Origin of the sequence: Psychroflexus tropicus DSM 15496 (assembly GCF_000378765.1) — a bacterium.
GTDB lineage: Bacteria > Bacteroidota > Bacteroidia > Flavobacteriales > Flavobacteriaceae > Psychroflexus > Psychroflexus tropicus.
In genome coordinates, this window is sequence record NZ_KB905345.1 from 154,251 (window position 1) to 179,993 (window position 25,743).

Consider the following 25,743-nt stretch of genomic DNA (forward strand, 5'->3'; position numbering starts at 1 on the left):
TTATATCTTGAGGGCTTTTTTATTTTATGCACATTTGCTAAAAATGGGATATAAAAAAAGCCTTCTTGAAAAGAAGGCTTAATATTAAAAACTATAATATAACGATTTTTATTTCTTGAATTTCTTGTATTTGTTCTTGAACTTATCGATACGTCCTGCACTATCTACAAGCTTAGTCTTACCAGTATAAAAAGGATGAGATGTTCTTGAGATCTCAAGTTTAATTAAAGGATATTCACTACCATCAAGTTCGATAGTTTCTTTGGTTTGAGCCGTAGATTTAGTTAAAAATACATCATCGTTAGACATATCTTTAAATGCTACTAATCTATAATTTTCTGGATGTATTCCCTTTTTCATCGTAACGTCTTTACTTAATTTATTTCAGGTTGCAAATTTAACTAAAAGATTATATTACACAAACAATTAATTAGAATTTATACAAGATTTTTAGGGTCTAAACTAGGCTTTCATTCAGGAAATTTTCAAGGGCTTCGGGTTGATCTAAAATCTTAGTCTGTATAGGAAGGTAATATAGCTGCTTTTTATCCAGTTTTGCTTTAAGTCGCATATAATCTTTTTGAGTAGTAAGAATAACTTCTTTTTGCTGAAGTAAATTCAAATCCTTTTCAGAAAATTCATGGTGATCCCCATATTCAAGATGATCGAAATGTTTATTCAATGACTTCAAATGGCTTACGAGTGGCTTTGGATTAGCAATTCCAGTGACTAAGGTAAAGTCATCAAAGTTTTCAAGTAGCTCCTTGTGATCTTGACTCAATACATAATCAGAATAATCTATTGTAGAAAACAAAAGTTGTTGATAAGGCTTAGGGTTGAGTTGGTTTTTAATCTTCAACTGTTCATCTGATGTCAAAGATTTGGGACATTTGGTCACGATGATTAAGTCTGCCCGTTTAGCACCAGTCTGAAACTCCCTTAGATTGCCTGTTGGCAAAACAAAATCTCTGGTATATAAATCCTCAAACGTGGTAAGAAGAATAGATGCCTTCGGCCTTACTTTTCTATGCTGAAAGGCATCATCTAGCAAAATCACTTCTAAATCAGGATATAGCTCTTGTAAGGACTCGATACCTCTTTGCCGATTTTCATCTACAGCGACAATTAATTCAGGGAAATTCAATTTAAACTGAAGCGGCTCATCCCCTACTTCTGAGCTCGTATGGGAGCTTGATACTTCCAGAAATCCAGAGGTTTTTCGCTTATATCCTCTACTTAAAGTCGCTATTTTATAATTAGGATGTAAAGTTCTAATCAGTAATTCTATCATCGGTGATTTTCCGGTGCCTCCAGTATTCAGGTTACCAACACAAAGAACAGGGACAGAGTAGGCTTTCGATTTTAAAACCTCTATATTGTACAAATAATTACGCAAAGACATCACGCAGCCATAGAGAACTGAAAACGGAAAGAGTAAATAACGTAGATATTTCATGACTGCGAAATTATAATTTTTAAATTTAGACTTTAAAACATTTTTTTTGATGATAGTAAACGATTTTATTGAAGCTATTGAAGAGTTATCTCCAACACAATATGCTGAAGACTTCGACAATACAGGCTTATTAGTTGGGGAAAAAACAATGAAGGTAAATGGCGTATTGATTACCCTGGACACCCTGGAAAGTGTAGTGGATGAAGCCATAGCAGAAAATTGCAACCTTATTATTAGTTTTCATCCCATTATATTTTCAGGCTTAAAAAAACTCAATAATAAGACCTACGTCGAGCGTGTTGTGTATAAGGCCATTAAACATGATATTGCGATTTATGCAATGCATACAGCTTTAGACAATGTGTCTCATGGAGTCAATGCCATGATGTGTAAAAAACTAGGCCTCAAGAATACTTCGGTACTCATACCAAAGCAAAAAACCATCAAAAAATTAACGACTTATGTTCCTGTAAATGATGCAGAAAAGGTCAGAAATGCTCTCTTTGAAGCTGGTGGAGGAAGTATAGGCAATTACGATTTTTGTAGTTTTAACTTGGAAGGGATTGGCACCTTCAATGGAAATGAGAACTCCAACCCTACTCTTGGTAAGCCTGGTGAAACTCAGTTTGAAAAGGAAATTCAGATCAATATGACTTTTTCCTCTCATTTAGAATCAAGTATTTTGAATGCTCTTTTTGATAGCCATCCTTATGAAGAAGTAGCCTATGAGGTAGAAACCCTGGAAAACCTGGATCAAAACAGAGGGATTGGCATGGTGGGTGAATTGGAAACACCGTTGGGTATCACAGAAGTCTTATCGTTTGTAAAATCAGTTTTTAAAACAAAATGCATAAGACATTCAGAGTTGAATGATCAACCTATAAAACGAATAGCAGTATTAGGAGGAAGCGGCGCTTTTGCCATCGATAAAGCAAAAGCAGCTAAAGCTGATCTGTACATTACAGCAGATTTGAAATACCATGACTTTTATAAAGCTGAAAATCAAATCATTCTAGCCGATATAGGCCATTATGAGAGTGAACAGTATACAAAAGATTTAATCCATGCTTTTCTTACAAAAAAATTCCCTAATTTTGCACTCGTTTTATCTAATATTAATACCAACCCCATTCAATACTATTGATTATGGCAAAGAAAAAAGAGGTTACTGTAGAGCAAAAATTAAGAGCTTTATACGATTTACAACTAATAGACTCACGTATTGACGAAATAAGAAATATGCGAGGTGAGCTACCTCTTGAAGTGGAAGATTTGGAAGATGAAGTGGCCGGTCTTACCAAAAGAATTGAAAAGTTGGAGTCTGATCTAACCGTCACTGAAGAAAAGATAAAAGACAAAAAGCAGTTCATAGTAGAAGCAGAAGCTATGATCAAAAAATACAAAGGACAGCAAGACAATGTTAGAAATAACAGAGAGTTTGATGCGTTAACCAAAGAGATTGAGTTTCAGGAATTAGAAATTGAATTAGCTCAAAAGCATATCCGTGAATATGGAGCTCAAATCGAGCACAAAACAGCTGTAATTGAAGAAACCAAGGAAAAGTTAGCTGAACGTCAAAATCACTTGGACCACAAAAAATCTGAGTTGGACAATATTTTAAAAGAGACCGAAAAAGAAGAAACAGCTTTAGCGGAAAAATCTGAAAAGTTCAAGAAAGATATTGAAGAGCGTCTGGTAAAAGCTTATAACAGAATTCGTAAGAACGTTAAGAATGGAATGGCTGTAGTGACAATTGAACGTGGAGCCTCTGGAGGATCTTTCTTCACTATCCCACCACAAGTTCAGGTTGAAATCGCTGCCAGACGTAAAGTGATCATCGACGAACACAGTGGACGAATTCTTGTCGACCAGGAACTCGCTAAAGAAGAAGAAGAAAAAATGGAAAAGATGTTTACTAAACTAGCGTAAGCACTAGACCAAATAATTAAAAAAGCTCAAGTAAAAACTTGAGCTTTTTTAATGTCTAAATTTTAACTAGCTCTTAATGGATGTCATTTGCATAATCCCCTACTTTTGAAATAAAAAACATGAAATCATTATTGCATTTAACCTTACTTTCAATCCTCTTTGTGAGTTGCGGGAAAGCACAAAACTCAAAGTCGCCTAGTGAAATTGCCTCAGAAAATTTTGATGATGAAAAATACGAAAGAGCCTATTTTGCTAGCGGATGTTTTTGGTGTGTAGAAACCATTTATGAAAGCGTAAAAGGCGTAGAAGAAGTGTTCTCTGGTTACTCAGGTGGTCATACTAAGAATCCAACCTATGAATCCAGCAACACGGGAAGAACGGGGCATGCTGAAGCTGTGGAGGTGATTTACGACCCAGAAGTGGTAAGCTTTAGCACTTTAGTCGACGTTTATTTTGGCTCACAGGATGTCACTCAACAAAACGGACAGGGACCAGACATAGGTTCTCAATACCGCTCTATTATCTTCTACCAAAATGCGGATGAAAAGGAAATTATTGAGCAAAAAGTAGAAGCCCTCTCAAAAGACTACGATAGACCAATAGCTGCAGAAGTCAAGGAATTTGATAAATTCTGGATGGCAGAAGAATACCATCAGGATTATAAAGTTAATAATCCTAACAACCCTTACATCAGAAATGTTTCTGTCCCTAGGTATACTCGGTTTAAAGTGAGATTTCCAGAACTCCTTAAGCCAAAATCAGAACGCTAAGCATCAAAAAAAGCCATCCCTATTAATTCAGGAACGGCTTTTTAATTTATGTAATGTTCTAATTTATATATTACAACATTAGGATTAGTTTTTAATCAGCTTTTTTACAGTTTTCATTCCGCTAGCAGATGATATTTCAACAATATAAACTCCAGAAGATAAAAAGGAAATATCGAAGGTAGATAACTCAGTTTCTTACTGAAATTCTGCTATATCCTTACCAATAAGGGTATAAATTTTAATTTTCTCGATATTTACGTTGCTTTCAATTGAAAATTTATTCTGTGCTGGGTTAGGGTAAAGTTTTAGAGAACGAAATTCATTTTCATCTTGAATGGATAAAGTTTCTGAATAATACACTGCCCGATCCTCGTTGGTGTTGGTGATCGTTAGTTTTTTAAGCGTAGGAGATTCTTCAGTGATTTCGAAGATAAAACTTGAGTAACATTGCCAAAATCTAACCAAAAGTATTCATCTATGTACTGTGTATAAAAATCAATATTTTCTTGAAGAGTGCATTCAGGGAATGTAGGAGAAGCATCATCAGTTGAAAATGAATTAGAATTATTCTCAAATATAATTTCGCCAGTGTAACCAAAGCATACAGATGGTAATGGAAATGAATTAATAAAATCAACTTCAAACTCTAAAGTAACTTGATTGATTTCTTCATTATCTGGTGTAAAAACTCAATGTCATTAATTACTATTTTTTCTAAATACCAAGTATTGTCGACGAGATCTTGAGATTGTGCTTTGAGTTGAATTGAACTTAATAAGAAGCAAAATAATATAAGATTTAAGGTTTTCATAAGGATTAGTTTTTAATCAGTTTTGTCACTGTCTTTTTACCCTCTAATGATGTGACTTCAACAAAATAGATTCCACTCAATAAAAAAGAAATATCATAGGTGGATGATTTTGGTTCTGAATGAAATTTCGCTACAACCTTACCTGTAAGGGTATAGATTTTAACTTGCTCAATACTCAAGTCACTCTCTATCGAAAATTTGTTTTGAGCGGGATTAGGATAGAGTTGTACTGAAGCAAATTCGTTTTCATCTTGAATAGATAAGGTTTGTGAAAAATACACTGCCTGGTCTCCATTAGTATTGGTGATCGTTAGTTTTTTAAGTGTGAAAGATTCTTGTGTGATTTCGTAAGTGAAAGGTTGAAAAAATCCTTCTACAAAACCAAAAAAATTATTATAGTAAATTGTATCAAAAGCATCATACTCTTCAACAAAACATCCTTCAAAAGTTAATCCTTGCCCAGAAAGAGTAAAATTCATATTATCGCTATATTGAATATCCGCAAATAAAGAATTACAATATTCTGTGAATAAAAAATCAGAATTAAATTCTGCATATGCTATTGGCGTTGAGCCAAGACTAGGAACAAATATATCATCGCCAACAATGACTACCTTCTCCAAGTACCAGGTATTGTCCAGGAGATCCTGGGTTTGGGCTTTAGTTTGAAATGAATATACTATCAGGGTAAAAAGTAAGAATTTAAAAGTTTTCATAGGGATTAGTTTTTAATTAGATTTTTAGATTCAATCACATTTCCATTAGATACTAAAGTAATGGCATAAGTACCAGCTTGAAAATTGGAAAGGTCAATAGTTAGTTCAGAGGCGTTCGAGTTCAATATATAGTTATTGGATTGGGCATTACTCAAGTCTGTTAGAATTAAATATGATGAAGAATCGCTAGCTACATGGTAATTGACTTGGACATTTTGAGTGGCAGGGTTTGGAGATAAACTTTTGATTTCAATTGGAATGCCTTGTACAACAATATCAGTATAATCTTTAAAACCATCTTTCTCTGCAATAACTTCAAGTTTGTAGATTTTAGTGATATCTGGGGTCACTTCAAAGTTTTGTCCTGAGTAAATCAAATTCCCGTCAGAATCATACCAATTGTAAATGGCGGCTTCAAAAATTTGTTCTGCTGTTAGGGTTATAGATGTATTGTCTATATTTGATGGACTTTGCTGGGCAATAGCAGAAAAGGATTCTCTGTTTTTCTTTTGGATATAAAAGGTTTCACCGCCAATAACCTCTCCTGTAGACGAATTTTTTTGAATAAGGTGGTATTTAAAATGTCTTTTATCTGTAAGTTCTTTCACTAAAAAATTAAATGTTAAGCTGAGTGTTGCGTATGATTGAGCTTGTAATTCAACATCGCTAAGTATAGCATTATTGGCAGTTACTAATTGTTTTTGGTTCACTGCATAATTTGTAAGACCATTGTTTTGGTTTCCTCCGGCTGCCCAAGCACTATAAAAAACACTATCCATGTCAATGCTTAAGTCTGCTTCATCATAGATGGTTTTTCCACTCTCGTTAGTTTCTGCGAAAAATTCAAAGTCATAGTTTTCTTGAGAACTTAATGGATTGGTTACACCAACGGCTACCGTTATTTTTTCACTTAGTGATCCATCGAGTGTATTATCTGGGTCAATCTCGACAATACTTACATTTTTCCAGGCTAAATTATTGTTATTCCTTACCATGATATTAGGATTAGACGTCTCTGGAGATGACAAAGGGTCGTCTATCGAATTAACTTTAGCGATCAAACAAAAATGCCAGGGATTTTCATTAATACCAGAATAATCATCTGGATTAGGGACATTCCAGGGTATCTTAACAACGGTTTCTTCTCCTGGTTCTAATGACGGAATGTTAACCTCGCCAATATAACCTCCCATGGTCACACCTCTAACAACTAGAGAACCATCCCAATGTTCTGGCCAATTCAAGGCTGTGTTGGCTTTAGCCCAGTTGAGACTTACTGTGTCAGCTCCACTAGAGGTTTGGCAACCTAAATTTCTAACTCTTACGTAAACATAATTAAGCCCATTTCCATTTTGGTAAGTTGGGTTTTGGTGAATCGGATATAATTTACCATCATCTTGGTTTCTAATCCATATATCTGAGCTTTCCCACATTCTTGGAGTTTCTGTATTGGGTTCAATCCCTAAATCCTTTTGGGAATCTCCAATCATTAAATCAAGTTCTGGTTCATCTTCAGAAATCATGCATTGCGCTTTTTTTAACCGCTCTAAACACATTAAGTCGTCCAGAGCCTAACAAACCTACATAAGGTTGATTTTGTGGTATCCAATAAATATCATCGGTGGTACTTAACAGAATATCTTTCACTTCATCTGGTGTAAGTGAAGTATTAACACTTAAGATCAGTGCTACAGCTGCAGAAACTTGTGGTGAAGCATACGAAGTACCAGTACCATAGCGATAAAATCCATTATCATGATCTATATTTCCAGGTACATCGTATCCAGGAGCCACAAGGTCAACTTTAGCGTTATGCTGATGAGTTACTCCTGGATTTCTAAGATCTGGTTCATGCAGATCATTCCATAAGGCTCCAAATTGACCTTGAGAATCCTCTAACATAAATACTCTTTCATAAGTAGAACTTACGGAAGATACAGAAACGGTATGCTGGTAAGCAGCAGGGTATACAAGAGTCGAAGGATTACCATCACAAGTATTTTGTAAGTTTCCATTACTTGCCGCAGATACTACTATAACTCCGAAATCTTCCCAGACTTGTCGATAAACCTCTCTATCGACTCGTCTCTCATTAGGACAACTTGAGACCCATGCTGTATTAATTACTCTTACACCTGGTATTTGTGCAATTTCATGTACTCTGGGTGTTCTACCATTTGAAGTTACTAATTTAGTATTAAATCCTATTGAAGCTACACCAATCCCATTATCGGATGCGGCAGATGCATATCCTGCAACCCGGGTACCGTGTGAAGGATTTGTAGTGGATGTACCTACATTCAAAAAAATGTTGTCAGCTAAATCTTCATGACTGATATTGACTGTATTATCTACGATCCCAATCATCACGTTGGGATCATCCCCTTTGGTAACTTGCCAGGCAAATGGTGCCCTTACTAAATCTAAAGCACTAGATTGTATGCCGTCTGGATATAAGCTGCTAGTTTCAAAATCATTAGGGTGTTCCAGTAACAGAGGTTCTGGAATAAATTCAATAAAATCTACAGCACTTAAATGGGATAAATTTTCTAAGTCTGCTTGTTTATCTATTTGAATAATATAAGTTCTTTCTAATAGGTCTGTCATTATCCCTGAGAAAGCTTTTTCATATTTATAAACCTTTTTGGAAGCTAAATAATTTTCAAAGTCTGTGTCTTGAAAAATTAATGACAGAGAGCCGTCAGCATTTAAAGATTTACTTTGAGAGGATAATGCTCCTAAAGTTTTTTCTACAATGTAATATTCTTTATACTCCTGCGAGTATGAATAGTAAGTGAAGAATAAAATTAAATAGATAAAAAATTTCTTCGAAATTGTGGATAGTTGTTTCATAATTAACTAGTTTTGAGTAAAGTTAGGCGAAAATCTTATTAGTCTTAAAACTTTAACATCTATAAATTCTGGATGGCGGAAGAATACCATCAGGATTACAAAAAGAAAAACCCCAACAATCCTTACATACAGAATGTATCTGTTCCAAGATTTACACGATTTAAAGTGAGGTTTCCAGACCTCTTAAAACCCTAATTATTCATTAGAACTAGTTCTAATGAATAATCGAATAAGAAAATTCTACCATCTCGATGTTTCTGCAAAACACCAAAATGGTGATTTTCTAACTCGGTGTTAACCCTGTCTAAATACAAGTAGTTCTGCTCTTTCTTAGCTTCCTGTTGCATAAGTCAGGTTAAACCTAAATCTTAACGCTAAAAAATCAAAAAGCCATCCCGGAAACTCATCTGGACGGCTTTTTGATAATATAATTTTATTTAAAGCTATAATTTAGTTCACTTCTCAGCTAAAAATTTAAGCAGAATAGAATTGAATTCTTGATGATGCGTCGCAAACAAACCGTGTGGAGCGTCTCTTATCACTTCAAACTTGGAATTGGATATTAACTTTTGCGCTCTCTTCGCTGAAACATCTATCGGCACAATTTGATCGCCATCACCATGGACAATCAATGTTGGGATATCAAAGGTTTTACAGTCGTCTCTAAAATCGGTTCTACCAAAACTATCCACGCAGTCTAATGTTGCTTTTCGTGAGCCTTGCATGGCGAGATTCCAGGTCAATTCGAGGAAAGATTCTGAAATTCTATCGCCTCCAAATTCCTCGTAATTATAAAAGTTCTTACCGAAATCTTTAAAGAATTGTGGTCTATCCTTAGCAATACCTTCTTTCATACCTTCAAACACCGAGGCATCTACAGCATCGTTATCTTCTGTTTGAAGCATAAAAGGAGTGACTGCAGAAACTAAGACGGCTTTGTCAACTGTTTTAGTTCCATAATTTCCTATAAATCGAGCCACTTCTCCTCCACCCATAGAGAATCCAACAAGGATGACATTCTCAAGTTTAAGAGTTTCTATAAGATCTTTTAAATCTTTGGCCAGTGTATCATAATCGTAACCACTCCATGGTTTAGAGCTTTCTCCAAAGCCTCTTCGATCGTAAGAAATCACTCTATAACCAGCACTTACTAAAGGTTCTATTTGGTATTCCCACATCGACCGATTTAATGGCCAGCCATGAATCAATATAATAGGCTGTCCAGTTCCATAGTCGTTATAGGCTAATTTTATGGCTTTTGATTTCTCTAAAGATGATGTATTCAATTCACTCATAATAATTTTTCTTTTAAATTATAAAAAATCAGAAACATCAATTTTGAATTTTTAAAATTTTAACCAAAACCATGAGCATAAAAAAACCCTGCTTGAATAAGCAGGGTTTAAATATAATCAAGTGATAAACACTTATTTATTCTCCATCTTGTCTTTAAGCGCTTGCAATTCTGCATTAGCATCTCCAAAAGTGGTCTTCTTAGATTCTTCCTGAGACTTTTTAGCAGCCTTTTTCACAATCTGAGCTTCTTCTTCTTTAAAGACAGAGGTATGAGAAGCAACTACACGCTTGAATTCTTTGTTGAATTCAATAATGATAAATTCTGCTGCCTCACCTTTAGCTAATTTAGTTCCATCTTCTTTTTCAAGATGACGTTGTGGAACAAATGCTGTGACATCCTCGTTGAATTCTACAGTAGCACCTTTATCTACGATTTCGGTGATAGAAGCGTTATGCTTAGTTCCTACAGCAAATTCATCTGAATATTTATCCCATGGATTCGTTTCAGTTTGCTTGTGTCCAAGGCTTAATTTACGGCCTTCTACATCAAGTTCTAAAACGACAACATCCAAGTTGTCACCAACTTTACAGAATTCTGATGGGTGCTTGATTTTCTTAGTCCAAGATAAATCTGAAATGTAAATCAATCCGTCAATACCCTCTTCTAGTTCAACAAACACTCCAAAGTTTGTAAAGTTTCTTACTTCACCAACATGCTTAGAGCCTACTGGGTATTTAGTTGTAATATCTGTCCATGGATCTGGAGTCATTTGTTTGATACCAAGTGACATTTTTCTGTCCTCTCTATCAAGAGTAAGGATTTTGGCTTCTACTTTATCACCAACATTTACGAAATCCTGAGCCGATCTTAAGTGCGTGCTCCAAGACATTTCGGAAACGTGAATTAATCCTTCAACTCCTTCTTCAACTTCAATGAAAGCCCCATAGTCTGCAATTACTGAAACTGTTCCAGTAACGACATCTCCTACTTTTAGACCTTCATCTAAAGCATCCCAAGGATGTTTATGTAATTGTTTTAAACCAAGTTGAATTCTTGTCTTGTCTTCATCAAAGTCAAGAATAACAACGTTTAATTTTTGATCTAGTTCTACAACCTCGTTTGGATGGTTGATTCTTGACCAAGAAAGGTCTGTAATGTGAACCAATCCATCTACACCACCAAGGTCAACAAAGACTCCGTAAGACGTGATGTTTTTCACTACACCTTCTAAGACTTGTCCTTTTTCTAACTGACCGATGATTTCTTTCTTCTGCTCTTCGATATCCGCTTCGATAAGCGCTTTGTGAGAAACAACAACGTTTTTGAATTCGTGGTTGATTTTCACTACTTTAAATTCCATGTTTTTGCCTACGTAAGCATCATAGTCACGAATAGGCTTCACATCGATTTGAGAACCTGGTAAGAAAGCTTCGATGCCAAAAACATCAACGATCATCCCCCCTTTAGTTCTGCATTTTACTAAACCATTTACGATAGTACCGTCTTCCTGAGCTTTGTTGACACGCTCCCAGGCACGGATCACTCTCGCTTTTCTATGAGAAAGGATGAGTTGACCTTCTGCATCTTCTTTTACGTCGATGAGAACGTCTACCTTATCTCCTACTTTAAGATCTGGATTGTAACGAAATTCGTTTAATGAGATGACACCTTCACTTTTCGCATTGATGTCGATAATCGCATCTTGATCTGTAAGGTGAACTACAGTTCCGTCTACTACTTCATTATGAAGTGTATCGACGAAGTTTTCCTCAACCAATTTTTCGAATTGCTCTAACTGCTCATCATCAACTTCATCAATACCTTCTTCGTACTTGTGCCAGTTGAAATCTTTTAAAAATTGTTTAGGATTTTCTTGTTGCTCTGAAGGAGCGACTTTAGGAGTTGAATCTTCAGAGTTTGCAACAGCTTGTTGCTCTTTAGTTGTTTTATCTTCAGCCATATGCTGATTAAAAATTTGTATTCTGCTTGTCCAAGAAACTTAGCAAAACTCGCAGAAGAGATTAAATTATTTAAAATCAACCTTTTAAACGTTTCTTGAATTGCATTCAAAAGGATTGCAAAAATACAGTTATTTTTTGATAATCAAAACCTTAGTTCATAAATTAATTTAAGGCCTGGAAGACTTAAAAGGGTAAAATAATGACTCTTTATTAATGTTGTCTTGATTTAATGAAGAAACGTGTTGTTTTAGCCTGAATTCTTTGTTTAAAGCGTTACAACTCCATTTCTTGCAATTGCCTTTGAATAAAATTCTCAACTAATTCCACATCACTTAATCCAATAGAACTACTACCTTTATTTGAGTTTTCAGCTTTTATTATCTTATCTTCTTTGTAAGGATAGGGAAATCGACCTGCCCAAACTGCATAGTCTGAAAAATTTTTAAGCAACCTTTTTTCCTCAGAATTAATTGAGATATCATAATGCTCAATGATGTAAAAGTAATCATGACCACTGGAATTACCCTTTCAGATTTTTATAAAATCAGCGAAAGTTTTGATTTCTCCATTTTTAATTTTTTCACGTTCAATAAATAAAGCACGAGCCTTTAATATTAATTCAATAGATACAACGTAAAGTAAACTAGCTGCGCGAAAAAACCTAATTCTTCAATTCTGTCATGGTCCGATTTCCAATGACCCATAGAATCCACTACTAGTTTGATATTTTTGTCTGCCGCCATTTTCAAACTTCTGGAATGTTCAATGTATGTATAATGATGTATTGAAGATCTTATTTCCAAGTGAGGTTTTTTATGCTTTATAACTGTTTTGTGTATGGTTAGATGCGTGTTTTTAGCATCTAATTTAGTAAACAAAAACGAACGCGAGAAATTCCGAAGGAATTTTCCAAGTTGGCAACGACCAAAGTAATTAATTATACAAGTTGTGTCTGTTGCACAACTTTTTTTTCCTTGTAAATATATATAACCTGCCCGTCCGGCAGGCGGGTTGATTGGCATTGAAAAGTTTGGAATTGATTATCTTTAGTAATGCAAGAAAAAAAGGAGTATCAAGAGAAACTGTTCTCTAAATTCTTACTCAGTGAACGTGTCCCGCAGCACAATTTTTATCGCAGATTAAAGTCGGTTTTAGACTTAGATTATCTGTATACATTAACTAAGCCTTATTATGGTTCAAGCGGTCAGAAAAGCATTGATCCAGTAGTATTCTTTAAGCTCTGTTTGGTGGGGTATTTACAGAACATTATCAGTGATCGCAGACTGATTGAGCATTGTAGTATGTGCTTGGACATTTTGTTTTTTTATCGATTACGATATTGATGATGAATTGCCCTGGCACTCTACTATCAGCAGAACCCGTCAGCTTTTACCTGAAGAGATATTTGAAGAAGTCTTCACTAAAGTTTTGAAGGTGTGAATTGATAAAGGTATGGTGAGTGGTCATACCCAGGCTATAGACTCTGCACCAGTCAAAGCCAACCTGCCTGCGTGCCTTGGCAGGCAGGTGCTTCTATGGACAGCCTGGAACTCAAAGTACCTGAGCAGGATCTGGAGGGTCATCTTGCAGAAGTTCGTCACATTAGACACCGAGACAAAGAAGTTTATAGAAAAGCAAAAGAGAACAAAGCCAGCAAGGAACAACAAAGCATCAGCGCTAATAAGCAAGAGCTTGCAGCGCTAAAGTCAAGAAACAAAAAATGGTCTAAAGATCAAGACTACCGTCCAGGAGCAAAAAACAAAGGGGCTCGCTATACCAGTAATGATGCCTTCCTCTCGTAACGCTTTTATTAAAAGCGAACTCGTCGGAGGCAAGACAGTCCAACAGATCCAGACCTGCCTGCGTGCCTTGGCAGGCAGGCGCTCGCATTAGTGTTCCTGTCACCGCCGAGTGATAACGAGAGGATGACACAACAAAGCCAGAAAGCTGAATTACCTAAGTCAGCTCAGTGTGGATACTGGTCATCATGTCATTACCGATATCAGAGCCTATCATGCAGATAAGAAAGACAATCAGTATCTACAAGATATTGTAGGTCGATTACAACCTCGCTTGCACAAAACAGGAATGCTATGGAGAAATTGCATAGCCGATGCTGGATACAGTAGCGGAGAGAATTATGCTTACCTAGAGCAAAAAGGCTTGCAGAGTTTTATTCCAGCTCACAGCCTGTCCCGACTTATCTGGGAGGACTTACAGAGGCGGTCCTAAGGACTTTGATTATAATAAAGAACAAGATCATTACATCTGTCCCCAGGGAGAGATCATTCCCTTCAAGATAGTGTTTAAAGATTACAGAACAGCAACCTTAAAAAAGGAATACCGAAGCTCCAGTAAACAGTGTAAAGGCTGATCTTTGCAAGCTGAATGTTTAGGCAGAACAGCTAAAGAAAAAAGTTCTCCGTGACCTACTACAAAGAAGAATACGATCGAAACATAGAGCGGGTAGAAAGCAAACAAGGCAGATACATGAAAGCCAAACGTCAAAGTACAGTGGAACCTCCCGATAGCTATCGGGATCGGCACTCTTACTCAATTTATGGGTTTAAGAAAGATCAATACTATCGGGCTACAGCAAGCTAACAACCCGCCCGAACGTACCGCTCGGTACGGGCAGGGGTGATGCACCTCTCAGCCATGGCTTGTAACCTCAAAAAATACCTTAAATTCACTCAAAACCGGGCAAAAAGTGGAGCAAAAGCTCTACGGTCTTTGTTTTATGAAATAGTTACTTACCTAAACCTGATTAGCTTCAATTTAAGCCCTCTAAATCTGAGGTAAATCCAACTTAATCTAAAATACAAAAGCCCTGAAAAGGGCTTAAAACAACTCATTTTTTAGAGTTTTAATGGCTTGTGCAACGGTTACCGGTGTTGGCAACTGGCTTTAAACATATCAGATATCATGAGTAGTTATTTGATAAAACATATAAAATTATTATATCAAAAAATTTCTTTTGTTCGGGATAAATTTGCCACCCTTATTGCAGCAATTCCTGTTAGTAACCAAAATATATCTATTGACCCAACAATATAATGTGCATTATACAAGGCAATAAAAAACCAATCGCCTGTAACTATACCATTAATAATAGGTATAGTTAAAGAAGCAATTCCACCTAAAATTAAATATCGAATGTTTAATTGTCTTAAGTTGTTCCAGAATAAACCAATCAAAGTTAGAATAAGCCATCCCACAAAAAACACTGAGTTTTCATAAAATGCTCTATTCTCAATTGAAAAAGGAATTGCTTTATTAGCAATAAAGAGCAATGCTGTAGCTGGAAATAAACCTAAACATATAGCCAGATAAAACTTGGTCACCTTATGATGGAATCTTTTTTGTTTATCTGTGTAATTACTTTTATCTCTTGCTGTTTTCCAAATCATTACACCACTGATGATTGAAAAAGAGGTAATCATTGCTAAAATGAAATAAATAATTTTTAACAAAACACCACCAAAAGTTGCAAAGTGTAATTTGGTCATTAGGTTGTAGACCGTTTGTGTATAGGTTTTGTCATTTGGCAAGATTTCTGCTATACGTTCACCTGAAACCAAGCTATAAACCAAATTTCCATCATTAACAATACCTTTTCCATCGTCGATATTAAAACTAACCGTGGCATCTTCATAACCATAATGAATGGTCACAGCATTTAGAATTGTATGTTCTGGAAATTCATCTTGGATATCATTATAAATATCAGTAATAGATATCATATTTGCCAATTTAGCATCCTCATTGGGTTGCATGGTACGTTGTGGCTGAATATTCTCATAAATAGGATCTGTACTTCCCTGAAACATTAACACAACTGATGGTGCTAGAAGTAAAGTCAACAGTCCAAATAAACATCCTGTTACGGCATAAATAACTTGAAATGGCAAGCCAATAATACTCAACATTGTATGTGCATCTGTCCAAATATTCTTAATTTTTTTCTTTAAGGAAAAGGAATAAAACTTCCGAATCATATTTTTCCAATGTACCAAAACACCAGTAACAATAGCGAATAGAAAGAAAAGCGACACTAAACCTGATATCCAAATACCAAACTGAGGAATTTGGTCAAAATAATGCAGATGATATAAGGTTTCTCCAACTGATGTTTTAGGATTTTCGTTGTCTGTAATTTCCCAAGTCTCAGGATTTATAAGTGCACGTATACGTCTGTAGGCTTTATCATCTTTTGGGTTTAAGTCAGCATAAAATTGTATGTAAGGTTGGCTTTTACTATTATAGACAATACTTGTTTGACCACTTTCTTTAAAATCTGGATAATGTGCTCTTACTTTATCTAGTATTGTTTCTGTAGAAACTTCTTCAACTTTTACTGAGCGTGATTGATGGTTTTCCCAAATGAATAATTCATCTCTAAATAATGCAAAAGCACCAGCATAAAAGATTATAAACAGTGCAAAACTAATGACGATACCAGCAACTGTATGCGTATGGAATATAATGTTGTGCAACCTCGGATTTAAAGCTTTTAATTTCATAAACCTAAATAAATTATGATTCCACAAACTAAAATTAGCGCCAAATAAATGCCCCAAATCTTCCAACCATTCTTGCTCACAAACGCAAAAATCATTAGCGCTACCCACATAAAGAAAGCGCTAAATGCGCTCGTTAATGCAATAGCACCTTTATAGTTGAGATGAATTCCTATTGCATTATGAAATAGCATTGTGAGCAAGTAACCACCTAATATTCCGGCTGAGATTTTTAACACACGTTGCCCTGGACTTGATAAGTACTTTTTATTAGCTGGCATAACCTATCATATCTATTAATAAAAAAATTAGTCCAATACTTAGAAATGTAAAGATTAGTCTAGTATTATATGGTAAAGCTAAAATAACTAGGCTCAAGATTAACGTTATAGTAAACAACCAAACCAAACTGCCTGTTGCAATTCCATATTCTAAAATAAACATTATTAGCGCTAATCCATACAGACTAACACTTATGATATTTTTAATGGTCTTATTCAAGTTAAGATGCGAAACAAAAGGCACATCCTTTGGGAAGTATTTTGAAGTACTGTATCCAAAAATCACAGCTAATAAGGAACATAAAATGACCACTTAATGTTGTTTTATGAAAATAACAATTACTAATGTTTGAATAATAATCAATACTATTGAAAATATCCGGTGCTAATATTTTATAATTATTGCCTTTAATAACAGGGTTCCTGTTAATATACTGACAAAGTTGAGCATTTTGGATTTGTACGATTCTATATCTTTTATACCAAACTGAAAATAATCTTTAAAATAATCTTCTGATTTAAAATACTCATTAACAAAATAAATTAATCCCATTAAACAAAATGTACCTGTTACAAATAGTATAGGAATTAAAAAATACTCATTGATTTTATGTAAGCGTTCCTTTGTGGTCATATCACTACTTTTTTAGAAAATAGTTTTCGCTTTATAAATAAAACCAAAGCACGAATAAGCAAAACTATTAATGTACCGTAAAGACTTATGATAACAACCAAAGATGGAACAACAACACCAAATGAAAGCCCGAGCACCATCATTAATAAAATAAAGGCAAGCATACCATAGGTCCAACGTAATAGCAATGGCTTGAGTTCAATAAATTTTGGTTTTTCTTTTCGTTTTTTCTCTGTACGTTTTAAATAAACAATAAAGCCTTTAAGTGCCATGGAAGCCACAAAACTGCCCAAAATAGCATCAATTACCTTACTGGCTTTTGCCCAGCCCGATTTTATCAGGTACTTTTTGTTAGCCGGCATATTAGGTGAAGTTTAAAACCAACTCAATAAGTAAAATGCCCGATGAAAGCGACAGCACATGGCTTGCTTTCACCCAATTAAACGGCAACAATAACAAAATAGAACTCGCCAAAAGCGTCCATAGCACTACTACACCGATGATACCTGAGGCTATACCTACTTTAGGTAAAAGGAAAATTACACTTAACAGAAAAAAAACAACAGAAAGCACCTGCGATGTTTTCTTTCGCTTGGATAAGTAAAGGATAATTCCACTTATTTGTAGTTCTACCTTCCTTGCAATCGAGTAAAGGCATAGCACAGAAAGAGCTGATGTGATAATAGATAGCGAATACATGGTCACGTTTATCACAAGTAGGCAGTCCCAAGGAACCGCCTACTTGATAATTTTTCTTTTTAAATCTTAATTATTCTCTGCAAGGTTATAAACCCCTGTCAGATTTCCTCCGGTGACGGTAAAAGCTTTACTTGCCGAACCTGTATTAGCATTATAGCGGTAATAGGCTTGTTCGCCAGCAGTAGGTACAGCCAGATAAAACTCCCCATTGTGACGGAAACTACCGCCTCTACTACCGCCTGTACCGCCTGCCGAAAATGCTCCCACATTAGGAATGCCGGTGATAGGAGTTACGGATTTAGCCGCCAGGTCAAGTACACACCATTGGGCAGATTCTGCTGTAAAGAGAATTTCAAAGACTTGGTTAAGCTGGTCCGGAGATAAGTTTTGAACGCCTCCTGCGGCTGTGACAATATCTATTACCTCCTGAGGTGTTTCAGCATTTACTTTAGCGATGGCTCTGTTCCCACCGATGCTGAAAAAATTGTCAAATATTGGTAAAGCAAAGTTGGCTGGGTTTAAAACCTGAGCCGGGAAGAACTGATAAGAAGCATCAAAGGTATTGCTGCCTGCAGGGATTTTATTAAGGGAAGCAGGCAAGCCTGAACCATTCAGGTTTCCGGCATCTGCGATGTAAAGGTTACCAGCACCATCGATTACATTTTGTCCAAAGGAAGAAATACCAGAAATGGAGCTAAATCCATTGCCATCACGCTGGGTGCTACCCACGTAGGTATTGCTTGATAAGTTGGCTTGATGGACTACAAATGAGGTAAATTCCGAGCCATCCTCACCTCTGATAAATCCGAAAACATCGTTACCCCTGAAAAAGAATTTTTGATAGCGCTGAGGGATATCACCCGGTACTGGTGCAGCGGTCATGTCGATCGTTCCCGTTATTTGCATCGTGGTAGGATTGAACACCGTGATTTGGTCTGGATTTGCTCGGTCGTGGAAGACTCCTACATCAGCATCTCGAGCATCAATTCGGAAAGAACTGGCCGCAGCGGTGGGAATTACACCTGTTTCGATCAGTTCACCATTGCCATTGACCTCATACTTCGAGAAGCCAGCTGCACCGTCAGAACGTCTCATGAATAGCGCAGAATTAACCAAAGATGTCGGGAAAAACTGCTGAAAATCTGTTCCGTTTTCAGCCACGTTAATGGTGCCTCCATCCGCGGGAAGTTCCTCAATATATTTAGCAATAGCCGAACCGGTTGAGGTGCTGACAACGGCCACAAAGCCGGTGGACTTCCGATTATCGTTCGGGGTAGGATTTACAGGGTCATCATTTTCGCAAGCTGAAAAGGTGAAAAACAGCGTGGCTACAATAGCCATTGAAGTGATTTTACGAATCATTGTGTTGAAATTTAAAGTGAATAATTGATTTTTAGATTATAGTTAATACCAGGTCTCGGAACTCGGAAGTTGTCGAAGACCTCGGTATTGAATACATTTTGAAGATTGAAAGAAAAAGACCATTTTTCATCACTTAGGCGATACACCGCCCCCGTATTATGAACATTTTGTGACGGAATGATGAAGGTAGGATTGGCAGTATTGAAGTCATTTACTTCGTTGATACTGAAACGGTCGGTAAAGAAGTAATTCCAAAATAATTCCAAAGTATTGCCTTTGACAAAGACATCCTCAAAAGCATATCTCGCACCCACATTCAAAAACAAACGGGGGATATTGGGCACTTGATTGCCCGTCTCTTCGATGATATTGCTTTGGTAAGTAAAATTCCCGCTCAGGCTCAAAGTTTTCAGGGGGCTAAACCTCGTGGCAAACTCTACGCCTCGCCCTCTTACAAAGGCTTCATTGATAAAAATAATATTCTCGAAACCAAAAGGCTCCGGGCGAATCAGGTCTTCCTGGTTGCGGATAAAGGCGTCAATACCAATAAAAAGAGAGCGGTTATTGCTCATCTTCGGCTCAAATTGCAGTCCTATGTTCAGGTTTTTACTTTTTTCAGGGCGCAATTCGAAATTTGGGCGAATTGCTGCAAAGTCCCCGAAGATTTCTCGTTCGGTCGGTATCCTGACCGCCCGTTCAAAGCTCGTTCTTACAAAAAAGGAGGGAAAGATCTGATATTTCAATGCCATGCCGTAACCGTTTTCACTGGCACGTACCGAACGCACCGGGATTTGCGTGGAATTCACCGCCAAAATGTCAATGGCTTCGGAGTTGTAAAAGTAATTTTTGTAAAATAGAACCGGTACGAGTCGGTTGTCCAAAAAGCTGCCCTTTAATTCCGCTCCTGCTATATTCCTGGTCAATGATGAAGGAATGGTATTGGGGTCAATCGGTTCACCGTTTATTGAGAGTCGTGGCCCGATGGGATCCTCACCTTTGATTTGGGCGTAGCCAAAATACTCGGATACCGTAAAATCAATACTGGGCAAGATTTTGTAAGTAGCCATCAGGCGGTGTGCAGTGCCAATGTCGTTTCCTACACGGCTGGTGGGTCGAGCGAAGAGTTCCGAACCCACGTTGTTGACAATTTGCAAGCGGTTGCCGCGCCAGTCGTAGAAAATTCTGGTGCTGTCATTCACTTCGTTTCGAGTGGTAGAAAACACCCCGAAATAGCGAAGACTTAGTTTGTCATTGAAAAGCTGTTTTCTATAATCAAGGCGCTGAGCAAAAGTGCGTGCTCCAGTAGTGGCTTCTCCTACAGAAGTATTTGAAATGAAGGCACCATTTTGTATTTGATCATCTCGCTGGGAATAGAGCGCAGTGATTTCCAGTTGGTCAGCCCATTTCAGTTGCTTTAGTCTCAGGGTAGCTTCTGCATACCCTGAAATGTGCCGGTCATGAAAGCGTCTGGCTTCGATGATCTCCTCCGGACCTGGTACTATGCTGCCATTGGGAAGGGTTTGCTCGGTGATGTTGCGGATGTTCCGCATCTTGTAGTCATTGTCAGAGTAGTTGAAGTAAGCGAGGGTAGCCAATGAAATTTTTTCTCCTAATCTTTTATTGCCACTGAAAGTAAAGCGGTGGGTGTTGAAGGAACCAATTGTGTAGGAAGTGGAAAGATAATCCATGTCTTTTTTGAGCGGGACTAAATCAATGCCCCCGCCTAACGCATCCGTACCGACTGCTACTGGCATCACACCTTTATAGACATCAATGCGTTCCAGTGCATCTATGGGGATGGTATTGAGCGAAATGCCCCCACCAAATACTTCGATAGGAATGCCATCAAAGTAGAGTCGCACCGCCTGCCCGGTGAGTCCGTTGAGGTTGATATTAAAATTGCTGCCCAGCCCCCCATTCTGACGAACTACCACTCCGGTAGTCGTTTTGAGCAATTCTTCTGCACCCATTGCCTGAGCCAGCAGGGGTCGGGTAGCTAACGAACTGATGGTGATAGGCTGTTCGGAAAGTTCTTTTGCTGTGCTTTTACTGGTTATGATGACCTCATCTAAGCCTTGAGCATCTTCCTCCAAGACTATTTCTAAGTTTAAACCTTGTGTAGGTGATAAAGCAATAGCACGTTTTTGTGGCTTGTATCCAATGCCAGAGATAACCAAAATATAATTGCCAGGCAGCAAGTTTTTAATCTCAAAGAACCCTATCTCATCCGTAGCAGCTCCTGTCTGAGTTCCTTCTAAAAGTACCGTAATACCAAGTATACCGTTATTTTTCGCGTCTTTTACAAAACCTGATACCGAGGCGTAATTTTGTGCTTGCACATTGGCCATTTGTAAAAAAAATACCAGTAAGGCTAATACAGATATTTTTGACATTAGGTTATTTTATTTTTGCGCAAAGATATGGATGTGTTTTTATTTAGACTAATTCTAAGTCATATATTTTCAAAAAACTCCCTCAATGTTTTCTTGAGGGTTTATTGTTCTCAATGAGGCACAACGGTTTGCATATGGCTTGTGGCGGTTTTGAAGCACTTTCCTGTCCATCGAAACCAAAGCTGGCTACGAAGCGAAAGCCTTGCTGGCAGCCGTTCACCCGCCATAAGCTATATGCGTTGTTGTAGCGCGTTTTTATTTCATTTCTAATTCTTTAATTGCGGTCAGGTCCACCTTGAAGGTGCGATTTACTTTGTCGAGGGTTTCAGTTTTCAGTCGTTCGATAAAATCCAAAATTTCGTGTCGAGATAACGGTCGTGCTTTACCATTTTCTTGCCAGCTCGAATGGAAATGGAAACCATCATGTTCTTTTTCCAGATCAAATAGGTTTTCATCACTGTCCATACAGTCATAATGAAAAGAAGTCGTCATACCGTCATTTCTCCATTTAATTAACTGGTCTAAGAACTCAACCAAATTCCAACCTACGACACTTAATATCTTTTGTCGATCGATTTCCAGTACAAAGTCACATTCCATGTTTGTCAGGACGTCAAGGTATTCCTTCTCAAGGTTTTGATTCTCTTGATAAGATCGTCTAATGTTATTTACCTGGAAAGTCGTCATTTTCAAATGCGCTACAACAAGTTATATCCATATAAAATTACACGTTTATCTGAAACAGATACGGGATAAACGCATGTTTTTATTATTTTATCCTTAATGCTATAATCTATCACAAAGTAAAGGTCATTGAGAAAATGCCTAATATAAATGAATCCTCAAGTCAGCTGAAATGTGTTTCAATGACTATTGTATTAAACAAAAGGGACAATTTATATCTTGTCTTGTTTTACTTTTAAAAAAAGTAATGAGATATTAGGCTTCTAATTCTCGTTCTTCAATCCTGACCGCCTGGGATTTGGGTTTGATACCACCTCCGATGTTCTTGGCGATATAATACGTGACCTGGGCCCCGAAAAGAAATATAACCACCGAATAGTAAATCCAAACCAGTAAAATCACTAAAGACCCTGCGGCGCCGTAAGTAGAACTTAAATCATTAGTCCCCATATAAATGCCGATCAGGAATTTACCTAAAATGAAGAGCAAGGCAGTAATAATGGCTCCGGCCCAGGTGTCTTTCCACTTCACACGGGCATCGGGTAAGATTTTATACATGAGAGCGAAAATAACGATCATGATGAGTTGTGAGATAGTGATTTCCACAATGGAAATTAACTTGAGGTTGATTTCCGGAAAAATTCCATCTAATTTTCCAAACGAAAAGGAAACGATAGCATCTAATACTAAAGAAATGATCAAAATAAAACCGATCACAAGCACTATAGAAAAGCTCAACAACCTATCTATCGCTAACTTTAACCATCCCCGATTGGGCTTTGGCTTAATGTGCCAGATGTGATTAATGCCTTTTTGCAAGCTTACAAACACCGTGGTCGCACTAAAAATCAATACGCCAATAGCAATGGTCGCCGATAGAGTGTTATCTGAATTGATGGCAAAGTTCTCTAAAATGCTTTCAAGCGTCTTGCGCGTTTCTTCACCTGAAAGGTTGGTAATTTGGGTAAACAACTCCTCCCGTATTTCTGACTTATTGTAAAGGCTTGCTCCCAGGTTTAAGATGATAATCAAAAAAGCAGGAAGACTAAAAATGGTGTAAAATGCAGTACCCGCCGCAAAATTCATCGACTCATTGGAGGTAAAGTCTTTGATGGTATCTACAAGAACCTTTACGTACTTCTTCCTTAAAATAGAATTGATCTTTTCTTTTATCATCACTTTCATGTATGAACAAAAGTAAAGGTCAATGGGTCTAATGAACTAAGCTTTAGTAAAATTTAATACTAAATTGAAGTGAACACTCAGTTAGGCTTCTTTTCTATAAACTTTGGTATCTTCAAAAATATATTCTAAAATATGTTGATCTTCAGCTGAAAGCTCAAGCCCTCTTCGTTGCATCACCAATTGTGCAACTTCAAATACTTTATTGAGTTTATAGGTAATGGTCCCCTGGCTCCCACCCCACACAAAGCTGGGTATAAAATTTCGTGGAAATCCTGCTCCAAAAATATTAGCACTTACACCTACAACGGTTCCTGTGTTGAACATCATGTTGATACTACACTTGGAGTGATCTCCCATGATTAAGCCACAAAACTGCAGGCCTGTGTTTTTAAATCTGGAAGTTTCAAAATCCCATAGTTTAACCTCAGCGTAGTTATTTTTCAGATTCGACGTATTGGTATCTGCTCCCAAATTACACCATTCTCCCAAGACTGAGTTACCTAAAAAACCATCGTGACCCTTATTGGAGTAGCCTAATATCATGGAATTACTCACCTCTCCTCCTACTTTGGAATGCGGCCCGATAGTAGTGCCCGTATAGATTTTAGCACCCATTTTTACTGTGGAATGGTCGCATAGGGCAAATGGTCCTCTTATAGCAGAATTTTCCATTACTTCTGCATCTTTTCCTATATAAATCGGCCCTTCATTGGCATTCAGCGTACCGTTGTACAGTTTTGCTCCCTCTTCTACAAAAATTTGATTCTTATTGAAACAAGTTACAGTATCTGGAATAGGTTGCGAAGTTCTATTGGCCGTTATCAGTTCGAAATCCTCTTCGATGGCTTTATGATTTTTAGAAAATAAGTCTGTGATATGAGTTATTGAATCTACGGAGTTTGTAACTTGTGTGCTTTTCAATTTGCTAAGATCTAACTCCTCATCCCTTCGAAGCTTATAGGCTAAAATTACATCCCCATGCTTTAAAACTTCATCATGTTCAAGATTTTGAATTTCATTTAGAAAGGCTTCAGAAGCTAAGTATCTGGCATTGACGTAGGTATTTTCTTGGTGAAGCGTTTCTGGATATTTTTTAGATAAATAAGCTTCTGTTTTAACAGATAGTTTGGCTTGACTGATGTTTTCCCATTTTTCCTTTAGGGTTAAAATTCCAAATCTCAGTTCTGCAATTGGTCTGGTGTAAGTTAAGGGTAGAAATTGAGAACGAAGATGGTCGTCAAAAAGAATGATATTCATAAGGTTGTGAATTTGAATAGTACAACGCTAAAATCTTTGAGCGTGAGTTTAAAATTAAGTAATTTAGCCATTCAAATAAAATTAAAATTATGTCAGTAGCCAAGAAAGAATACAAAAGAATCACGGTTAAGTCCTTGATTGAGATGAAGGCCAATGAGGAAAAAATCTCCATGCTGACCTCGTATGACTTCACCATGGCTCAAATCGTTGATAAAGCTGGCATTGACGTGATTTTAGTTGGAGACTCCGCTTCTAACGTCATGGCTGGTCATGAGACCACTCTGCCAATTACCTTAGACCAGATGATTTATCATGCCTGTGGGGTCATTCGGGCAGTAAGGAGAGCACTCGTGGTTGTAGATTTACCTTTTGGAAGTTACCAGAGTGATCCTAAAGAAGCCTTGAGGTCTTCTATAAGAATTATGAAAGAAAGTGGCGCCCATGCCGTTAAAATGGAAGGAGGAAGCGAAATAAAAGAATCTATCAAACGGATATTGAAAGCAGGAATCCCTGTGATGGGACATTTGGGCCTTACTCCACAGTCTATCTATAAATTCGGAACTTATACCGTAAGGGCCAAGGAAGAATACGAAGCCCAAAAGCTGAAAGAAGACGCCTTGATGCTGGAAAAAATAGGCTGTTTTTCAATAGTCTTAGAAAAAGTACCAGCTAAACTGGCTGAGGAGGTTGCTAAAAGCGTCAACATCCCAGTAATTGGAATTGGAGCTGGTAGTGGTGTAGATGGACAGGTACTCGTCGCACACGATATGTTAGGGATGAATAAAGAGTTTAGCCCTAAATTCTTAAGACGTTATGCTGATTTAGAGTCGATCATGACAGAAGCTGTTCAAAATTATAACGAAGATGTAAAAGCTAAACAGTTCCCGAATGAAAAAGAGCAGTATTAAATTCAGCATTGGAAAGGGTTAACGCTA

General features: G+C 37.1%; 27 protein-coding genes and 2 pseudogenes. 9 read left to right on the forward strand and 20 right to left on the reverse strand.

Features of this window, described 5'->3' with window-relative positions; translation table 11 throughout:
- Positions 1-108: 108 nt before the first annotated feature.
- Both F598_RS0111810 and lpxK read right to left on the reverse strand, forming a co-directional pair.
- Positions 109-360 carry a type B 50S ribosomal protein L31 gene (locus tag F598_RS0111810; RefSeq protein WP_019039270.1) on the reverse strand — a complete coding sequence of 84 codons (252 nt, stop codon included), beginning with the start codon at positions 358-360 and terminating at the stop codon, positions 109-111.
- Positions 361-457: 97 nt separating this feature from the next.
- Positions 458-1,456: a tetraacyldisaccharide 4'-kinase gene (gene lpxK / locus F598_RS0111815; RefSeq protein ID WP_026302693.1), complete on the reverse strand. Its 999-nt coding sequence runs from the start codon at positions 1,454-1,456 to the stop codon at positions 458-460.
- Between the two features lie 49 nt (positions 1,457-1,505).
- Here lpxK and F598_RS0111820 point away from each other — a divergent pair, with 49 nt between their 5' ends.
- The 3 genes from F598_RS0111820 to msrA all read left to right on the forward strand — a co-directional run bounded on the left by F598_RS0111820 (position 1,506) and on the right by msrA (position 4,155).
- Positions 1,506-2,600 carry a Nif3-like dinuclear metal center hexameric protein gene (locus F598_RS0111820; protein WP_019039272.1) on the forward strand — a complete coding sequence of 365 codons (1,095 nt, stop codon included), beginning with the start codon at positions 1,506-1,508 and terminating at the stop codon, positions 2,598-2,600.
- A gap of 2 nt (positions 2,601-2,602) precedes the next feature.
- Entirely contained in the window at positions 2,603-3,385 is a 783-nt protein-coding gene (locus F598_RS0111825; protein WP_026302694.1) for a zinc ribbon domain-containing protein, read from the forward strand.
- A gap of 119 nt (positions 3,386-3,504) precedes the next feature.
- Positions 3,505-4,155, forward strand: a complete 651-nt coding sequence (gene msrA, locus F598_RS0111830; protein WP_019039274.1) for a peptide-methionine (S)-S-oxide reductase MsrA — start codon at positions 3,505-3,507, stop codon at positions 4,153-4,155.
- Between the two features lie 84 nt (positions 4,156-4,239).
- On the opposite strand, the pseudogene F598_RS15830 reads toward msrA, so the two are convergent.
- From F598_RS15830 to F598_RS0111850, 5 genes and pseudogenes are all read right to left on the reverse strand, one after another.
- A pseudogene (locus F598_RS15830) lies at positions 4,240-4,329 on the reverse strand (T9SS type A sorting domain-containing protein); the annotation flags it as partial.
- Positions 4,330-4,350: 21 nt separating this feature from the next.
- Positions 4,351-4,620, reverse strand: coding sequence for a hypothetical protein (locus F598_RS0111835; RefSeq protein WP_019039275.1), 270 nt, complete (start codon positions 4,618-4,620; stop codon positions 4,351-4,353).
- Positions 4,621-4,971: 351 nt separating this feature from the next.
- Positions 4,972-5,682, reverse strand: coding sequence for a T9SS type A sorting domain-containing protein (locus F598_RS0111840; RefSeq protein WP_019039276.1), 711 nt, complete (start codon positions 5,680-5,682; stop codon positions 4,972-4,974).
- Positions 5,683-5,687: 5 nt separating this feature from the next.
- Positions 5,688-7,205, reverse strand: a complete 1,518-nt coding sequence (locus tag F598_RS0111845; RefSeq protein ID WP_019039277.1) for a T9SS type A sorting domain-containing protein — start codon at positions 7,203-7,205, stop codon at positions 5,688-5,690.
- On the reverse strand, positions 7,195-8,535 hold the full coding sequence (locus F598_RS0111850; protein ID WP_019039278.1) for a S8 family peptidase: 1,341 nt from the start codon (positions 8,533-8,535) through the stop codon (positions 7,195-7,197). The genes F598_RS0111845 and F598_RS0111850 overlap by 11 nt, the downstream gene beginning before the upstream one ends.
- Positions 8,536-8,598: 63 nt before the next feature.
- Here F598_RS0111850 and F598_RS15150 point away from each other — a divergent pair.
- Positions 8,599-8,730 (forward strand): annotated as a pseudogene (locus F598_RS15150) (peptide-methionine (S)-S-oxide reductase MsrA); the annotation flags it as partial.
- A 260-nt stretch (positions 8,731-8,990) separates the two neighbouring features.
- Here F598_RS15150 and F598_RS0111860 read toward each other — a convergent pair.
- The 3 genes from F598_RS0111860 to F598_RS15360 all read right to left on the reverse strand — a co-directional run bounded on the left by F598_RS0111860 (position 8,991) and on the right by F598_RS15360 (position 12,596).
- Entirely contained in the window at positions 8,991-9,830 is an 840-nt protein-coding gene (locus F598_RS0111860) for an alpha/beta fold hydrolase (RefSeq protein WP_019039280.1), read from the reverse strand.
- Between the two features lie 132 nt (positions 9,831-9,962).
- Positions 9,963-11,792, reverse strand: a complete 1,830-nt coding sequence (gene rpsA, locus F598_RS0111865; protein WP_019039281.1) for a 30S ribosomal protein S1 — start codon at positions 11,790-11,792, stop codon at positions 9,963-9,965.
- Between the two features lie 615 nt (positions 11,793-12,407).
- Positions 12,408-12,596: a hypothetical protein gene (locus tag F598_RS15360; protein WP_157595011.1), complete on the reverse strand. Its 189-nt coding sequence runs from the start codon at positions 12,594-12,596 to the stop codon at positions 12,408-12,410.
- Positions 12,597-12,845: 249 nt separating this feature from the next.
- Here F598_RS15360 and F598_RS15655 point away from each other — a divergent pair, with 249 nt between their 5' ends.
- From F598_RS15655 to F598_RS15475, 4 genes are all read left to right on the forward strand, one after another.
- On the forward strand, positions 12,846-13,136 hold the full coding sequence (locus F598_RS15655) for a transposase (protein WP_281163578.1): 291 nt from the start codon (positions 12,846-12,848) through the stop codon (positions 13,134-13,136).
- Positions 13,137-13,304: 168 nt separating this feature from the next.
- Positions 13,305-13,595, forward strand: a complete 291-nt coding sequence (locus F598_RS15660) for a hypothetical protein (protein ID WP_019039286.1) — start codon at positions 13,305-13,307, stop codon at positions 13,593-13,595.
- 169 nt (positions 13,596-13,764) lie between these two features.
- Complete coding sequence (locus tag F598_RS15365; RefSeq protein ID WP_169334107.1) at positions 13,765-14,025, forward strand: transposase; 261 nt, start codon at positions 13,765-13,767, stop codon at positions 14,023-14,025.
- A gap of 192 nt (positions 14,026-14,217) precedes the next feature.
- A complete protein-coding gene (locus tag F598_RS15475; RefSeq protein WP_169334105.1) occupies positions 14,218-14,397 on the forward strand; it encodes a hypothetical protein in 180 nt (59 codons plus the stop codon).
- A gap of 359 nt (positions 14,398-14,756) precedes the next feature.
- On the opposite strand, the gene F598_RS0111900 is transcribed toward F598_RS15475, so the two are convergent.
- The 10 genes from F598_RS0111900 to F598_RS0111945 all read right to left on the reverse strand — a co-directional run bounded on the left by F598_RS0111900 (position 14,757) and on the right by F598_RS0111945 (position 24,808).
- Positions 14,757-16,316: a PepSY-associated TM helix domain-containing protein gene (locus F598_RS0111900; protein ID WP_019039287.1), complete on the reverse strand. Its 1,560-nt coding sequence runs from the start codon at positions 16,314-16,316 to the stop codon at positions 14,757-14,759.
- The gene (locus F598_RS0111905) at positions 16,313-16,594 is read right to left on the reverse strand and encodes a hypothetical protein (RefSeq protein WP_019039288.1); all 282 of its coding nucleotides are present in this window, start codon (positions 16,592-16,594) and stop codon (positions 16,313-16,315) included. Before F598_RS0111905 ends, F598_RS0111900 begins: the two co-directional genes overlap by 4 nt.
- Before the next feature lie 385 nt (positions 16,595-16,979).
- The gene (locus F598_RS0111910) at positions 16,980-17,228 is read right to left on the reverse strand and encodes a hypothetical protein (protein WP_019039289.1); all 249 of its coding nucleotides are present in this window, start codon (positions 17,226-17,228) and stop codon (positions 16,980-16,982) included.
- Positions 17,225-17,590 (reverse strand): hypothetical protein, encoded by a 366-nt coding sequence (locus F598_RS0111915; protein WP_019039290.1) that lies wholly within the window; start codon positions 17,588-17,590, stop codon positions 17,225-17,227. Before F598_RS0111915 ends, F598_RS0111910 begins: the two co-directional genes overlap by 4 nt.
- Position 17,591: 1 nt before the next feature.
- Positions 17,592-17,927, reverse strand: coding sequence for a hypothetical protein (locus F598_RS15370; protein WP_157595013.1), 336 nt, complete (start codon positions 17,925-17,927; stop codon positions 17,592-17,594).
- Between the two features lie 66 nt (positions 17,928-17,993).
- On the reverse strand, positions 17,994-19,022 hold the full coding sequence (locus F598_RS0111925; RefSeq protein WP_157595014.1) for a hypothetical protein: 1,029 nt from the start codon (positions 19,020-19,022) through the stop codon (positions 17,994-17,996).
- Positions 19,023-19,300: 278 nt separating this feature from the next.
- Positions 19,301-21,682: a TonB-dependent receptor gene (locus F598_RS0111930; protein WP_019039293.1), complete on the reverse strand. Its 2,382-nt coding sequence runs from the start codon at positions 21,680-21,682 to the stop codon at positions 19,301-19,303.
- Between the two features lie 255 nt (positions 21,683-21,937).
- A complete protein-coding gene (locus tag F598_RS0111935) occupies positions 21,938-22,369 on the reverse strand; it encodes a DUF7878 domain-containing protein (RefSeq protein ID WP_019039294.1) in 432 nt (143 codons plus the stop codon).
- A gap of 252 nt (positions 22,370-22,621) precedes the next feature.
- A complete protein-coding gene (locus F598_RS0111940; RefSeq protein WP_026302696.1) occupies positions 22,622-23,542 on the reverse strand; it encodes a YihY/virulence factor BrkB family protein in 921 nt (306 codons plus the stop codon).
- 90 nt (positions 23,543-23,632) lie between these two features.
- Complete coding sequence (locus F598_RS0111945) at positions 23,633-24,808, reverse strand: GlmU family protein (protein ID WP_019039296.1); 1,176 nt, start codon at positions 24,806-24,808, stop codon at positions 23,633-23,635.
- Positions 24,809-24,897: 89 nt separating this feature from the next.
- Here F598_RS0111945 and panB point away from each other — a divergent pair, with 89 nt between their 5' ends.
- The gene (gene panB / locus F598_RS0111950) at positions 24,898-25,716 is read left to right on the forward strand and encodes a 3-methyl-2-oxobutanoate hydroxymethyltransferase (protein ID WP_019039297.1); all 819 of its coding nucleotides are present in this window, start codon (positions 24,898-24,900) and stop codon (positions 25,714-25,716) included.
- Positions 25,717-25,743 lie beyond the last annotated feature (27 nt).